Origin of the sequence: Archangium violaceum Cb vi76, from assembly GCF_000733295.1 — a bacterium.
GTDB lineage: Bacteria > Myxococcota > Myxococcia > Myxococcales > Myxococcaceae > Archangium > Archangium violaceum.
This window is the reverse complement of the sequence record NZ_JPMI01000154.1, coordinates 32241-45709: the sequence shown is the minus strand read 5'-3', so window position 1 is coordinate 45709 and position 13469 is coordinate 32241. Positions and strand designations below refer to the sequence as shown.

Here is a 13469-nt window from a genome sequence, read left to right as displayed (position 1 = left end):
GTCGGTCTCCTCAAGAAGACTCGCGGTGGGCGGAGATCAGGTCTGGGCGGCACCGCCACCAGGCGTCTGGCCCGGGCCGGAGAGTGCTCGCTGAAGGAGGTCGAACGCCACATCCCGGGTGAGCCCGCTCTTGGAGAGGATGCCCACCGCATGAGCGAGGAGGCGCCCGCGCTCCTGCTCGGTCAGCGAGCGGCTGGTGTGGATGATGACGGGGATGTCGCGGGTGGAGGGCTCGCGCCGGAGCGCCTCCAGCACCTCGAAACCGTCCATGCCGGGCAGCGACAGGTCCAACAGGATGGCGGCGGGCCGCACCTCACGCGCCAGCCGCAGCCCCTCGAAACCCGTCGCGGCCTCGCGGAATTGGAGCGAGGCATCGGACAACAACCGCTGGAGCAGATAGCGGGCGACCTCGTCGTCGTCGATGATGAGCACGGTCCGGGTATGGGGCGCATCCCGCTCCAACTCCTGGGGGTCCCCGCCTTCTTCCCCCGCCGCCCCCGGACGCTGGGTGTAGTCGCGGGACACCGCCGCATGGAAGGTGCTGCCCTGGCCCGGCTGGCTCTCCACGAGGAGCGAGCCGCCCAGCAACTCCGACAGCCGCCGGGACAGGGGCAGCCCGAGGCCCGTGCCCTTGACCCCTTGCTGGTGGGGGCCCTCCACCTGGACGAACTCCTCGAAGATGCGCTCCTGGTCCTCGGGGGCGATGCCCACGCCGTTGTCCCGCACCGAGAACACCACCGTGTCCCGGGGGCCCGGCTTCGCCGAGACCCGCACCTCGCCCCGGGTGGTGAACTTGAGCGCGTTGGAGACGAGGTTGCGAAGAATCTGGGACACCTTGCGCTCGTCCGTGTGCAGCTCTGGCAGGCCCACGGGCTCATCGAAGACGAGCAGCACGCCCTCGTTCACGCGCAGCGGCCGGAGCATCCCGCGCAGCGCGCCGAACAGCTCCGCCACGGAGAAGCGCGTGCACAGCACCTCGGAGCGGCCGGATTCAATCTTGGCCAGGTCCAGCAGATCGTCGATGAGCTCCTGGAGGGCCTCGCCGGACTTGCGGATGAAGAGGACCTGCTTCTCCTGCTCGGTGGTGAGCGGCCCGTCGATGCGGTCCAGGAGCAGCCGCGAGAGGTTGAGCACGGAGCTGATGGGCGTGCGCAGCTCGTGGCTGACATTGGAGATGAAGCGCGTCTTCATGTCCGAGGCACGGCGCAGGGCCTCGGCCTTCTCCTCGAGCTCGGCGTAGAGGGCCACCACGCCGCGGTTGGTCTCCTCCAGCTCGCGGTTGAGCCGGTCCACCTCGGCCTTGCGCGCCTGCAGCTCGTCGAGGATGCGCAGCAGGTCCGCGTTCTGCTTCTGCAGCTCGTCCGCGGCGTTGGAGCGCCGCTGCCGTTCCAGCTCGTCCCGCAGCGAGGCCAGTGCCTGGGGCAGCGGAGTGAGATGAGGGAGGCGCTGGGCCATCTCCAGCAGGAGCCAGCCATCGCCCTCCCTGCGCAGGACCACCCGGTCCATCAGCCGCTGCGCCGGAGCGAGCGCGGGCCCCGGCCGGAGCGTCTCCGGCGTGTTGCCCACGACGAGCCCCTCGTTGAAGGCCGAGGCCCGCACCCGCACGAGCAGGGCAGGCACGGGCCGCTCCTCCAGGAGGAACTCGATGTGGCCGTTGGCCTGGGTGGCGGCCAGCCGCGCCACCTCGGAGATGGCGGTGGCGATGCGCACCTGATCCTGCCCGTCGAAGCCCAGGGACTGGGCGATGTGGCGCCCCCGCTGGCGGGTGTTGACCACGTCCTGTCCGGTGCGCAGCTCGGACTGGAAGAGAGAGGAGCTCACCGTGATTCTCCGCGGGGCAGCTCGCGTGCCACGAGCACCGTTGCGTCGTCCCGGCCCCGGACGAAGTCCCGATACAACACCCCGGCCACCAGACTGGGGTGGCGAGCAAGCAGCCCGGGGTAGGCGTCCAACCGCCACTGAGAGGCCAGCCCGTCCGAGCACATGACCAGGGTGGCCCCGGCGCTCCACGGGTAGCTGAACTGCTGCATGCGGGGCGCCTGGTGCCCCAGGGTGCCATTCATGGAGACCAGCCGCTGGATGACGCCCTCGGGCGACACCACGGCCGCGGAGATGTTGCCCACCCCCGCGTAGTGCAGCCGCGCGCCGTCCAGCGAGGCGAAGGACACCGCCGCGCCCCGGGTGCTGCGCAGCTCCTGGTGCGCACCCCGCAGCAGCTCCACCGGCCCGAGAGAACCCTGCTCCAGGAAGGACACCACCGCCGCGCGCGAAGCCCGGGCCGCCTCGGGCCCATGGCCGAGCCCATCCGCGACGAGGAAGACGCAGCGGTCCGCCTTGGTGTCCACCGCCCAGGAGTCCCCGCATACCTCCTCGCCCGGCATGGGCACACACACCACCCCCAACTCCACCCGGGAGCCGGAAGGCGGCTGGTCGGCCCACAGCTGGGCCACCACCGCCGTCCCCGCCCCCGGCACGGAGTGGATGTCGAAGAGGGTGGACATCCGCCGCATGGCGCCGAGTCCCACGCCGCTGGTGCCCGCGGTGGAGAAGCCATCGCGCAGGCAGCGCTCCACGTCCAGGATGCCCGGCCCCCTGTCCAGCGCGAGCACCTCCACCCCCACCTTCGGGCCCGAATGGAGCGCGCGCAGGAGGATGAAACCATCGCGCGCGTGGGCGACGAGGTTCTTGGCCGCCTCGCTCACCACGATGGCCACCTTGCCCTGGGCCTCCTCGCTGAACCCCAGGCGGGCGGCCAGCGCCGCCGCCATCCGGCGCGCATGGCCCGCCTGACTGCTCTCCGTCACCGGAATCGCCGTGGAGCTCACTTCCATCGTGTCACCGTGACCCGCGTTCCCTCCCCTACCTTGGAGACGATGTCGAACTCGTTCACGAGCCGCCGGGCGCCCCCCAGCCCGAGCCCCATGCCGCCACCCGAGGTGTACCCGTCTCGCAAGGCCAGGTCGATGTCGGGAATACCCGGCCCCTTGTCCTCGAAGGACAGCCGCAGCCCCTTGCGCAGGCCCTCCTGAAGCATCTCGAGGGTGACGTGTCCACCCCTGCCGTAGTCCAGGGTGTTGCGCGCCAGTTCACTGGCGGCGGTCACCATCTTGGTCTGCTCCACGAGGCTGAACTTCAGCTCGGCCGACCACGTGCGCACGGCCTGACGCACGAGCACCAGGTCCTGCGCCGAGCGGATGGGCATCACCTCAGTCCTCAAGACTTGCATCCGCGACCTCGAGCACGACCTCGTCGGCGTCCATGGAGGCCTGTAGCAGCGTCATGCCTTTCTCGACGTTGAGTGCGGTGCGGATGCCTGGCAACGACATGCCCAATTCCACCAGGGTGATGGCCACGGCTGGTTGCATGCCCACCACCACCGTCTGTGCATCCAGAACACGCGACATGGTGGCGATGTTGCCGAGGATGCGTCCGATGAAGGAGTCCACCACCTCCAGGGAGGAGATATCGATGAGTACGCCTCCCGCACCGGTCTCTACGATTTTCGCGGTCAGGTCGTCCTGCAGGGTCACCGCGAGCTGGTCATGCATGTCCACCTGGATGGTGACCAGCAGGACCCGGCCCATACGGAGGATGGGAATGCGCTCCATGCGATGACTCCAGCTAGGCCTTGCCCGATGCGCGCAGGCTCTGCTGGGCGCTGATGGTTTGGTTGAGACGCTTGAGGGCCCAGTTGAAGGCCCCGGCCACGCTGGACTTCGTCACCACGCCGGCCAGGTCCACGCCCAGGTGGACGATGGTCTGGGCAATCTGGGGACGGATGCCGCTGATGACGCACTCGGCGCCCATCAGCCGGGTGGCCGTCACCGTCTTGATGAGGTGCTGGGCGGTGAGGGTGTCCACGGTGGGCACGCCGGTGATGTCGATGATGGCGATCTCCGCCCCCGTCTCGACGATCCGCTGCAGCAGCGTCTCCATCACCGTCTGGGTGCGCCCGCTGTCCAGCGTGCCGATGAGCGGCAGGCAGACGATGCGGTCCCACAACTGCACCACGGGAGTGGACAGCTCCAGCATCTCCTGCTGCTGGCGCATGATGACCTCCTCGCGCGCCCGCTGGTGCACCTCGGTGGTGTACAGGCCCAACCTGTCCAGCAGGAGCGTGGCGGTCCACATCTCCTCGGCCACCACCTGCGGCTGGCTGGCGTACTCCCCCCGCAGCCGATCGAACAGGGGCTGTTTGAGGCTGAAGATGAAGGTGGCCGTCTCCGCGGGGGAGAAGCCCTGCAGGCTGCGCGAGCGCGACAACCGCTCCAGCATCTCCCGGGCCTGCGTGAAGGAGGCGCCGGTGATGTCCGTCAGGTTGCCCTGCTCGGTGGCCTGCGTCAGCAGCCGGAGGAACTCGGCGCACTGCTCGCGCAGCTCGGCCTCCTTCATCAGTGCGTCACGGCGCATCCCGCCAGTCGTCATGACGTTGAGCCACTCTGTGAGCAGCTCGGACGGATATTTCTTGAGAATCGCGTGGATTCGGGTGGTCAACGAACGCCTCCTGGGGTCCGGCCTCTACCACACGCGGCCCGAGCACTCTCGGGTCGCCATCCGTCCCCGGTACACGATTGTGACGAATGTTCACTCCTCGATAGCCCCCGGGGCGGGAGTGGAATTCCCGTACGAGTTCCTGGCACGAGAAGTGAAGGTCCCGGGCTGACGGAGGCGAGAAGAAAACCTGGGGCTCACCCCAGCAGCCACACCAGGAGGAAGCCCACCGCGAGCGCGGCGAGGAACAGCCCGACGGCGAGCCACCCCCGGGCGGAAGGCGGCGGCGTTGCCGTGGGGGAGGAAACCTCGGCTTCTTCCCCTTCTTCAATGGCGCGCACCAGCCCGGACTCCTCCCCCGGCTGCTCCACGTCGAAGGCCACACGCACCTCGCGCGAGTGCGGCGTCGGGACAGGGGGAGCCCCGGTGGCCTCCGGCCGCGCCTGGGGCCTGGACTCATCGATGACGACCACCTCGCCGGAGGGGACGAAGCCGGCGGGAGCGTCGAGGGCCCGGTGCTCGAAGGCCAGCGCGGTGGGCGGCGCGAAGGCGGGCATGTCCCGCTCGGGAATGGGCCGCTGGGGCGGGGGCCCGCGCCGCAGCAGCTCCGCGAGCACGCCGTCCTCCACCACCTTCTCCTTGGCGAAGGCCTCGCCCATCACCCGCGCCAGGTCCGCCTCGCCCACGCCGGGCGCGTACTTCTCGCGCAACTGGCGCAGCGCGGCCCCGAACGCCGCGGCATCCGGGAAGCGGGCCTCGGGCTCCACGGCCAGCGCCTTCATCACCACCTCGTCCACCTCGGGCGGCAGGGGCCGGTGCTGGCCCGGCGGCTCCCACTGGGGGTAGGCCGCGCGCTTCCACCGCTCGGTGACATCCCCCTTCTGCGCCAGGGGGCGCCAGGCGAGCAGCTCCCAGAGCACCACGCCCGTCGCGTACACGTCCGCCCGCCGGTCCACGCGCCGCTTACGGGCCTGCTCCGGCGCCATGTACGAGATGCTGCCCATCACCACGCTCGGCGCCGTCTGCGCCTGCTTCAGCGTGGACTGCGCCGCGCCGAAGTCGATGATTTTCACCTCGCCCGCGTAGGAGATGCACACGTTGGCGGGAGAGAGGTCGCGGTGCACCAGGTGCAGCGGCAGGCCCTGCTCGTCCGTGGCGTCATGCGCGTACGCGAGCCCCTCGCACATGCGCTCGCCGATGAGCAGCACCAGCCCCACGGAGAGGGACTTCCCGCGGTTGCGCAGGCGCCAGGCGAGCCGGTTGAGCGTCTTGCCCGCCACGTACTCCATGGCGAGGTAGAGGGCGCCGGACACCTCGCCCATGGCCCACACGCGGGCGATGTTGGGGTGGGACAGACGCAGCACCACGCGCGCCTCGTCCCGGAAGCGGGCGAGGAAGTTCGCGTTGCCCGCCAGGCCCGGCAGCACCTTCTTCACCACGCAGGCGCGGCCGGGCGACTCGCCCTGAAGCTCCTCGCGCGCGAGGAACACCTCTCCCATGCCCCCATACCCGATGCGCCGCACCAGGGTATAGGGACCGAAGGGGATGGGCCCCGGACTCGAGGCCGCCTCTGTCTCAGGCGCCCTGTCCAAGCGCGCGGAACGCCTTGCGAGCGGCCCGGAGGATGTGCGCCACCTCGGGCTCGTTGATGGCCAGCGACAGGAAGGCCGCCTCGAACTGGCTGGGCGGCAGGTACACGCCCTCCTCCAGCATGAGGTGGAAGAAGCGGCCGTAGCGGGCCGCGTCGCTCTTCTTCGCGCTCGTGTAGTCGAACACCGGCCCCTCGGTGAAGAAGACGGTGAACATGCTGCCCACGCGGTTGATGGTGACGGGGACCTTGCTCTCCTCCGCCTCGGCGCGCAGGCCGGCCTCGATTTCCCGGGCGACGAAGTCCAGGCGCTCGTAGACGCCCGGCGCGCGCAGCGCCTGGAGGCTCGCGATGCCCGCGGCCACCGCCACCGGGTTCCCCGACAGCGTGCCCGACTGGTACACCGGGCCCTCGGGAGCAATCTTCGACATGATGTCGCGCCGGCCGCCGTAGGCCGCCAGCGGCATGCCGCCGCCCACCACCTTGCCGAAGGTGCTCAGGTCCGGACGCAGGCCGTACACCTCCTGCGCGCCGCCGCGGGCCAGCCGGAAGCCCGTCATCACCTCGTCCAGGATGAAGAGCACGCCGTGCGCGCGGCACAGCGCCTGGAGGCCCTGCAGGTAGCCCTCCTCGGGGATGAGCACGCCCATGTTGCCCACCACCGGCTCGATGATGGCGCAGGCGATGTCCTTGGCCCGCTCGGAGAAGAGCTTCTCCACCGCGCCCAGGTCGTTGTACGGCGCCGTGAGCGTGAGGGCCGCCACCTCCTTGGGCACGCCCGGCGAGTCCGGCAGCCCCAGCGTCTCCACGCCGCTGCCCGCCTTCACCAGGAAGGGGTCACCCGCGCCGTGGAAGCAGCCCTCGAACTTGAGGATGTGGTCGCGGCCCGTGTAGCCGCGCGCCAGCCGGATGGCCGCCACCGTGGCCTCCGTGCCGCTGGAAACCAGGCGCACCTTCTCCACGCTCGGCACCGTGGCGCAGAGGAGCTCGGCGAACTGCACCTCCAGGTCCGTAGGCGCCCCGAAGGTGGTGCCCCGCCGCGCCGCCTCGGTGATGGCCGCCAGCACGGGCGGATAGGCATGACCCAGGATGAGCGGGCCCCAACTGCCCACCAGGTCCACGTACCGGTTGTCGTCCACGTCCGTCAGCCACGCGCCCGCGCCTTCCTTGAAGAAGACGGGCTCACCGCCGACACCCCGGAAGGCACGCACCGGGGAGTTCACACCGCCCGGGATGCGCTCCTGCGCTCGGGAGAAGAGGGCCTTGCTCTGCGAGTGGTTCATGAGGGCTCCATAACACGCGGCCTGTGCACCACCGGCGTCACTCCTTCGCCGCCAGTCCGCCGCTTGATTTCCGCCATGCATTCCCCCCCACATGGCGCCATGGAATTCAGGTTTTTCAAATTATTTTGGGGTGGGAGAAAAAACCCCGGCAGCGGTTTTATATGGTCTCGGGCCCGGATGCATATGCCCGGGAGTCAGGAGTCGGATTGAAGGCCTCTCGCATGGACCCAACCCACCGCCGGTGCTGGCGCCTGGGCGCACTGCTCGCCCTGCTCGGTACCACCCCGGCCCCGGCCGTGGACGAGCGGCCCCTCTCCGGGCCGCGCCTCCCCCGGCTCACGTGCTACGCGGGCTACCTGAAGCTCGAGGCCCCACACGGGCTCGAGGGCGTGCGCGCCGCCATCCGGCAGGCCATCGCCCGGAATGAGCAGGGCGCGCTGCTCTTCCTGGAGCAGCGGCTCGCCGAGGTCATCGGGAAGGACCCCCGGGCGGCGCTCCAGGTGGTCGGGTGGGCGGACACCACGCCGGAGCCCGAGATGTCGCTCTACCTGCGCGCGGTGCGGGAGACGGAGGCGGTGCGCTCGCCCGCGGTGGTGGACAGGCTGGCCACCCTGGCCGAGAGCCACCCGGACCCCGGCCACCAGGCCAGCGCCCTCCTCGCCCTGGAGACGCAGCACCGCTTCGAGCCGGCCATGCTGGAGCGCCTCACCACGCTGGCCAGGAAGGACACGCTCACCACCGGCGTGACCCTGCACACGGTGCGTACCCTCGGCCGGGTGATGGACAACGACTTCCAGCGCACCGGCCGCTTCGACCCGTACATGGAGAGGCTGCTGGAGGTGGCGCTCGACTCCACCGAGCCCGGCGTGCGCGGCCTGGCCATCGAGATGGGCACGTACCCGGACGCCCGCATCGAGGGACCGTTGCTCCAGTCACTGGTGAAGCTCCAGCACGAGGACCCGGACCCGGACGTGCGCGAGATGGCCGCGCTGGCGATGTCCTCGGGGCGTGACACGCAGGCGGTGCTCGAGGCCTTCCGCCAGTCGTTCCCCCAGGAGAAGAACGAGTGCGTGCGCTGGGCCATCGTCCGCTACGCGGTGCGGGCCGCGGGGGCACGGGCCCTGCCACTGCTGAAGGACTTCGCGCGGCAGGACACGCGCTTCCGTCAGGACCATGCCGACTTCAAGGCGCTGTATGACGCGGGCCACGTCGACTTCAACCGGGTGTTCTCCAGCAAGGCCCACCACCACCGCTGCGAGGGGTAGGCGATGAGCACGGGAGCGAAGAAGACGTGGGTGGGCGCGGGGCTGATCGCCGTGCTCGCGGGCTCGATGGTGTGGCTCGCGGGCGGAGGGGAGAAGCCCTCGCGTGAGACGCCGGCTCCGGTATCGGCCCCCGTGGCGAAGGGTCCTCCGCCCCAGGACATGCTGCGGCCGGTGCCGTGCGAGCTGGACTCGCTGGTGGAGGAGTACCGCCAGGGCAAGGACTCGCCGGCGTGGCGCCGCTACGTGATGGAGCAGCTGCGCGGCATCCTGGAGAACCTGCCCCCCGAGCAGCTGTGGACGAAGGTGGAGACGGAGCAGGACCCGGAGGTGCTGGAGGCGCTGGCGTCCCTGTGGGTGATGCGCTTCAACCTGACGGGCGACAGGGCAGTGCTGGTGCGGGTGCTGGACGAGGCGGAGCGCGAGCCGGACCCGGGGCGCAAGGCGGCGATGGTGCGAGCGCTGAGGGCCTCGAACGAGCCGGCGAGCGAGGTGCTGGCCAGGGCGGAGTCCACGCGGCGGGCGTATCGGCGGTGGGTGAAGGACCCGGCGCCCGAGGTGCGCGAGGCGGTGGTGGGCAACCTGACGAACGAGGCCGCGCGTGGCTTCGGGCGCATCCAGGGCGTGGCGGAGCAGGCGGTGGCGCTCGCGGCGGAGACGAGCGACCCGAAGACGGCGGCGGCACTCCTGGGCGCATCCTCCCTCGAGGCGGCGCGGGCACCGGCGGTGGACTCCGTGCGGCGGATGCTCGAGAAGTCCGCGCATCCCGAGGTGCGGGCCGCGGCGGCGAAGGCGCTGGGCACGGTGCGGGTGGGCGAGGCCGAGCGGACGATGAAGGCGCTGACGGAGCGCTTCGCCACGGAGAGCTCGCGCGAGGTGCGCGGCGCCATCCTGGAGGGCATCGCGCACCTGGGCCTGTCGAGCGCGGTGCCGGTGCTTCAGAAGCTCGAGGGCGTGGACCCGTCGATGGACGGGGAGATCGACACCTGGCTCGACCTGCTGGCCTCGCGGCCACAGACGTGGAACCTGCTGCTGCGCGACAAGCAGGCGCTGGAGCACGGCCGGGGCCAGAAGGGCTGAGCCCCGTGCCAGGCCGCGAGCCGCTCACCCGGCGTACTCGGGCTCGTTGCCAATCATCCGCACCTCGGGTGAACCCGGCTCCGGAGAAGTCCCCTCTCCCCCTGGGAGAGGGTTAGGGTGAGGGTGAGGACACCACCCGAGGATCCGCATGCTCCGCCTGACCCAGCGCCGGAAACTGACCCTGCAGGCTCCCGAGACGGCCGGGGGCCACGCCCACGTCTCGGCCGCGAGTGGCCTGGTGCGCGCGGGCCAGTGGCTGCACGTCGTCGCGGACGACTCGCTGTTCCTGGCCAGCTTCCCGCTGGAAGGAGAGGCCCCGGGCGCGTTCCAGCGTCTGTTGCCGGGCGAGCTGCCGCTGGAGCCCAAAAGCCGCAAGGCCCACAAGCCCGACATGGAGGCGCTCTGCCTCGTGCAGGGCCTGTCGGGCGCGCCACACGGAGCGCTGCTCGCGGTGCCCTCGGGGAGCACGGCGGTGAGGCAGAAGGGAGCGCTGATACCGCTGGCGGCGGACGGCAGCACGAGCGGCCCGGTGCGCGAGGTGGACTTCACCAACCTGTACGCGCAGCTCGCGCGAGAGCTGGGTCCGCTCAACGTGGAGGGAGCGGCGGTGTCGGGCGCGCGCCTGCGCCTGCTCAACCGGGGCAACGGAGACGAGGGCAAGGACGCGGTGGTGGACCTGGACACGGGCCGGGTGGTGCGCGCACTGGAGGCGGGCGCGCCGCTGGAGCCGGATGCGGTGCGCATCGTGCGCCGCTGGGAGCTGGGCCGGGCGGGCACGGTACGCCTGTCCTTCACGGACGCGGCGCCGCTGCCGGACGGCCGCATCGTCTTCACCGCCGCCGCCGAGGACACGCGGGACGCCTATGCGGATGGCGCGGTGATGGGCTCGGCGGTGGGCGTGCTGGCGCCGGATGGCACGCCGATGTTCCTCGACGGCGTGGACGCGAAGGTGAAGCTGGAGGGCGTGGACGCGCGGGTGGAGGGCGGCCGCATCCACCTGCTGCTCGTAGCAGACGCGGACGACCCCACCCAGGCCGCGCCTCTCTTCGAAACGGTACTGGAGGGCGTGCGCGCCTAGCCGCGCGCGTGCGTGGAGACCACCTCGTACAGGTGCGGCTCGAACTTCTCCACCAGGGCCGCCGCGGCCCGCATGTGCACCTGGGCCTTCGGATCGCGCAGCATGGCCTCGAAGTGCTCGCGGCTCGCCCACTGCGCGTAGTTGGCCACCCGGGTGCCATCCAGGCTCCGGTGGAGATTCGCCGAGATGAACCCCGGCTGGTGCCGCATCACCTCCTCCGTCGCCTCCTCCAACAGCCTCACCAGCTCCGCCTGCCGCTCGGGCGCCACGGTGAAGACGTTGATGAGGGTGCACACCCCACTGCCCGGAACGATGCGCGTCGTGGCTGCTTCCATGTGATTAGCCTCCTAACTACCTGGACAAAAAAAGAGACTCAGGGGTCCCGGACATGAGGGATGCCGGCGGCGACCTTCGTGAGCAGGGCCTTGAGTTGTTGGCGCTCCTCGGCGGACAGGCCACTCATCAGGGCGGCGGTGCGGCGGTAGTGGTCCGGGAGGATGCCCTCCAACCGCTGGCGCCCCCTGGCCGACAAGCGCACCACCGACATGCGCCCATCCTCGGCGTGCGCCCGTCGCAGGACGAGCCCCTCCTTCTCCAGCCCGTCCAGCAGTCCCGTCATCGTCGCGCGGGTGACGCCCGTGCGCTCGGCCAGCTCGGCGGGACGCAGGCCCTCTTCCTCTCGCTGCAACTGCATGAGGACGATGAAGCGCGCCTGCGACAACCCATGCCGCGCGAAGTGCGCCCCATAGGCCGCCTCCACGTCATCCGAAATCCGCAGCAGCGTCAGACACGTCTCCACGGCCGACGCATCCGACTCCGGGTAGCGCCTCGCATCCTGATGGAGGAGCTCGTGCTCCGGGACGTTCTTCAGTTCGAGCGCCATCTCGTTAGGAGCCTAACGACCTGGGCACACGGGCGCAATGGGAATGCGGGTAGGCAGACCCTCACCCCGGCCCTCTCCCAGGGGAGAGGGAGGGAGGAAGGGAGGGCACGCGTCAGTCGCCGTGATCGCGCCTGGCTTCCTCGGCCGAGCCGCCCACGGCCTCGATGGAGTTGCGGGGGGGGGCGGGGGAGGACGCGCGAAGGCGGAGGCGCGCGAGCCGACCTCTTCCGGGGTCGTCGCGGCGATGCGGCGCCGGGCGCGGGCGATGGCGTCCTGCACCGTGGCCGGCTCCGGGTGGGTCTTCAGGGCCTGCACCCACGTCTCGATGGCCTTCTCGTTGTCACCGGACTCGGCCTTGAGCTTGCCCGTCTCGAAGACGGCGTGGGGGGTGAGCTCCGAGTCCGGGAAGCGGGTGATGAGGTCCGCGTACGTGCGCGAGGCCTCCTGGCGGAAGCGCGGAATCTCGGGCGAGCCGGGCTCGGCCTTGAGCGCCTGCATGTGCAGCGCCTGGGCCTGCAGGTAGATGGCATCGTCCACGAAGGCGCTGGTGGCGAAGCGCTCGACGAGCTTGCGCGACTCGAGCACGCACTGCTGGTAGTCCTGCAGCTCGAAGTACAGCTTGGCCACCTGGTAGTGCAGCTCGGCGCTCTGGGGCGGGTTGCGGGCCAGGGCGGCGGTGAGCTGATCGATGGCGCCGCGCAGGTCGCGGAAGTGCATGCGCAGCAGCTCGGCGAGCACCACGCGGCCCTCGAGGGCCTCGGGAGACTCGGGGCACTGGGTGATGAGCTCCTTGTAGACGCTCACGGCCTCCTTCACCTTGCGCAGCTCGAGCCAGTAGACGTCGGCGGCGCCCTTGAGGGCGCGGGCCTTGATCACCTGGGCCGGGGCGGACTCATCCATGCGCAGGGAGTCGAGCGCCTTGCGGTACTCGACGAGGGCCTCCTCGGGACGCTTCTCGAAGATGGCGTCGCGGGCGCGCTGCATGTGATCGGTGGCACCATCCCGGGAGCAGGCCGGGGCAAGCGCGAGGGCGAGGGCGAGCATCACACGCCGCATCAGCAGGTCTCCGGGGCAATGGTGACACACCGGGTTTCGAGGCAGCGGATGCAGGCCACATCGCCGCGGGTGTCGTCGACGCACAGGGATATGCGGGAGGAGCGGGGACAGTCCTCCGCTGCGATGCAGCGGTAGACGTCGCCCTGGGCATCCAACACCGGCTCCGGATCCTGGACACACGCCTCGGGCGGAGGGATACCGCAGCCGGCGAGCCCGGCCACGACAACAAGGACGAGTGCTCCAATCCGGGTTCTCACAGGGCGGAAGTTCTACCCGGATTCAACGCCCTCGTCACGGAAGCTGGTGCCCGCCCGGCCGCCCTCCGTGCTACCCGGAAATGCGTGGCCGCTCAACGGCTCCCGGTCATCACCGCGGCGTCCATGGCGGCCATGCGGCGGCGCTTGCTGAGCTGACGCGCCTTGGCCTCCTGCTTCTCGTAGTGCCGGGCGATGGCCATCAGGTGCTCATCCGCCACGCGGCACTGGATGGCCGACACCTGCTCGTGCCGCCGCTCCAACTCCTGCCACAGGTGCAGCTTGGACTGATTGCCCAGCAGCCGCGTCTCCACGGCGTCGAGCGCCGCGTCCATCTGCTTGTCCTCTGCCTCGAGCTGCGCCAGGCGCGCCTCCGCGTCCTCGGGAGGCCCCACGCAACCGCTCGCCAGCCACAGCGCCATCGCCGCCAACCCGAGCCCCCAGCGCCGTGTCCGACCCGCCATCGCCCACCTCGAAGTCCGGTGCGTTTGTCA

General features: G+C 70.6%; 15 protein-coding genes. 3 read left to right on the top strand and 12 right to left on the bottom strand.

All coding sequences use genetic code 11. The features are described 5' to 3' along the window. Positions 1-36: 36 nt before the first annotated feature. From Q664_RS22645 to hemL, 7 genes are all read right to left on the bottom strand, one after another. Positions 37-1821, bottom strand: a complete 1785-nt coding sequence (locus Q664_RS22645; protein ID WP_052518515.1) for an ATP-binding protein — start codon at positions 1819-1821, stop codon at positions 37-39. Beyond that, positions 1818-2831 carry an ATP-binding SpoIIE family protein phosphatase gene (locus tag Q664_RS22640; protein WP_043399250.1) on the bottom strand — a complete coding sequence of 338 codons (1014 nt, stop codon included), beginning with the start codon at positions 2829-2831 and terminating at the stop codon, positions 1818-1820. The genes Q664_RS22645 and Q664_RS22640 overlap by 4 nt, the downstream gene beginning before the upstream one ends. After that, positions 2822-3202: an anti-sigma regulatory factor gene (locus Q664_RS22635; protein WP_200883749.1), complete on the bottom strand. Its 381-nt coding sequence runs from the start codon at positions 3200-3202 to the stop codon at positions 2822-2824. The genes Q664_RS22640 and Q664_RS22635 overlap by 10 nt, the downstream gene beginning before the upstream one ends. 4 nt (positions 3203-3206) lie before the next feature. Further along, the gene (locus tag Q664_RS22630; RefSeq protein WP_043399244.1) at positions 3207-3608 is read right to left on the bottom strand and encodes an STAS domain-containing protein; all 402 of its coding nucleotides are present in this window, start codon (positions 3606-3608) and stop codon (positions 3207-3209) included. A gap of 13 nt (positions 3609-3621) precedes the next feature. Continuing rightward, positions 3622-4494 carry an STAS domain-containing protein gene (locus tag Q664_RS22625; protein WP_043399241.1) on the bottom strand — a complete coding sequence of 291 codons (873 nt, stop codon included), beginning with the start codon at positions 4492-4494 and terminating at the stop codon, positions 3622-3624. Positions 4495-4688: 194 nt separating this feature from the next. Further along, positions 4689-6083: a serine/threonine protein kinase gene (locus Q664_RS22620; RefSeq protein ID WP_235216833.1), complete on the bottom strand. Its 1395-nt coding sequence runs from the start codon at positions 6081-6083 to the stop codon at positions 4689-4691. Then, a complete protein-coding gene (gene hemL / locus Q664_RS22615; protein ID WP_043399238.1) occupies positions 6067-7362 on the bottom strand; it encodes a glutamate-1-semialdehyde 2,1-aminomutase in 1296 nt (431 codons plus the stop codon). Before hemL ends, Q664_RS22620 begins: the two co-directional genes overlap by 17 nt. 221 nt (positions 7363-7583) lie before the next feature. Here hemL and Q664_RS22610 point away from each other — a divergent pair, with 221 nt between their 5' ends. The 3 genes from Q664_RS22610 (at position 7584) to Q664_RS22600 (ending at position 10782) form a co-directional block, all read left to right on the top strand. After that, positions 7584-8627: a HEAT repeat domain-containing protein gene (locus tag Q664_RS22610; RefSeq protein WP_052518514.1), complete on the top strand. Its 1044-nt coding sequence runs from the start codon at positions 7584-7586 to the stop codon at positions 8625-8627. Positions 8628-8630: 3 nt separating this feature from the next. Continuing rightward, on the top strand, positions 8631-9704 hold the full coding sequence (locus Q664_RS22605) for a HEAT repeat domain-containing protein (RefSeq protein ID WP_052518513.1): 1074 nt from the start codon (positions 8631-8633) through the stop codon (positions 9702-9704). Between the two features lie 148 nt (positions 9705-9852). Continuing rightward, positions 9853-10782, top strand: coding sequence for a DUF6929 family protein (locus Q664_RS22600; protein WP_043399235.1), 930 nt, complete (start codon positions 9853-9855; stop codon positions 10780-10782). Here Q664_RS22600 and Q664_RS22595 read toward each other — a convergent pair. The 5 genes from Q664_RS22595 to Q664_RS22575 all read right to left on the bottom strand — a co-directional run bounded on the left by Q664_RS22595 (position 10779) and on the right by Q664_RS22575 (position 13439). After that, positions 10779-11117 carry an antibiotic biosynthesis monooxygenase family protein gene (locus tag Q664_RS22595; protein WP_052518512.1) on the bottom strand — a complete coding sequence of 113 codons (339 nt, stop codon included), beginning with the start codon at positions 11115-11117 and terminating at the stop codon, positions 10779-10781. The two genes, Q664_RS22600 and Q664_RS22595, sit on opposite strands and share 4 nt — an antisense overlap. Before the next feature lie 38 nt (positions 11118-11155). Next, complete coding sequence (locus tag Q664_RS22590; protein WP_043399233.1) at positions 11156-11665, bottom strand: MarR family winged helix-turn-helix transcriptional regulator; 510 nt, start codon at positions 11663-11665, stop codon at positions 11156-11158. 12 nt (positions 11666-11677) lie between these two features. After that, positions 11678-12721, bottom strand: a complete 1044-nt coding sequence (locus tag Q664_RS22585) for a tetratricopeptide repeat protein (protein ID WP_235216832.1) — start codon at positions 12719-12721, stop codon at positions 11678-11680. After that, positions 12721-12978 carry a hypothetical protein gene (locus Q664_RS22580; RefSeq protein WP_235216831.1) on the bottom strand — a complete coding sequence of 86 codons (258 nt, stop codon included), beginning with the start codon at positions 12976-12978 and terminating at the stop codon, positions 12721-12723. The genes Q664_RS22585 and Q664_RS22580 overlap by 1 nt, the downstream gene beginning before the upstream one ends. A gap of 92 nt (positions 12979-13070) precedes the next feature. After that, positions 13071-13439: a hypothetical protein gene (locus tag Q664_RS22575; RefSeq protein WP_043399231.1), complete on the bottom strand. Its 369-nt coding sequence runs from the start codon at positions 13437-13439 to the stop codon at positions 13071-13073. Positions 13440-13469 lie beyond the last annotated feature (30 nt).

Excerpts from the sequence above, each read along its gene's own strand:
- Q664_RS22590 (WP_043399233.1), bottom strand. The coding sequence starts at position 11,665 with ATGGCGCTCGAACTGAAGAACGTCCCGGAGCACGAGCTCCTCCATCAG.
- Q664_RS22635 (WP_200883749.1), bottom strand. The coding sequence starts at position 3,202 with ATGCCCATCCGCTCGGCGCAGGACCTGGTGCTCGTGCGTCAGGCCGTG.
- Q664_RS22595 (WP_052518512.1), bottom strand. The coding sequence starts at position 11,117 with ATGGAAGCAGCCACGACGCGCATCGTTCCGGGCAGTGGGGTGTGCACC.
- Q664_RS22605 (WP_052518513.1), top strand. The coding sequence starts at position 8,631 with ATGAGCACGGGAGCGAAGAAGACGTGGGTGGGCGCGGGGCTGATCGCC.
- hemL (WP_043399238.1), bottom strand. The coding sequence starts at position 7,362 with ATGAACCACTCGCAGAGCAAGGCCCTCTTCTCCCGAGCGCAGGAGCGC.
- Q664_RS22600 (WP_043399235.1), top strand. The coding sequence starts at position 9,853 with ATGCTCCGCCTGACCCAGCGCCGGAAACTGACCCTGCAGGCTCCCGAG.
- Q664_RS22640 (WP_043399250.1), bottom strand. The coding sequence starts at position 2,831 with ATGGAAGTGAGCTCCACGGCGATTCCGGTGACGGAGAGCAGTCAGGCG.
- Q664_RS22630 (WP_043399244.1), bottom strand. The coding sequence starts at position 3,608 with ATGGAGCGCATTCCCATCCTCCGTATGGGCCGGGTCCTGCTGGTCACC.
- Q664_RS22585 (WP_235216832.1), bottom strand. The coding sequence starts at position 12,721 with ATGCGGCGTGTGATGCTCGCCCTCGCCCTCGCGCTTGCCCCGGCCTGC.
- Q664_RS22610 (WP_052518514.1), top strand. The coding sequence starts at position 7,584 with ATGGACCCAACCCACCGCCGGTGCTGGCGCCTGGGCGCACTGCTCGCC.
- Q664_RS22575 (WP_043399231.1), bottom strand. The coding sequence starts at position 13,439 with ATGGCGGGTCGGACACGGCGCTGGGGGCTCGGGTTGGCGGCGATGGCG.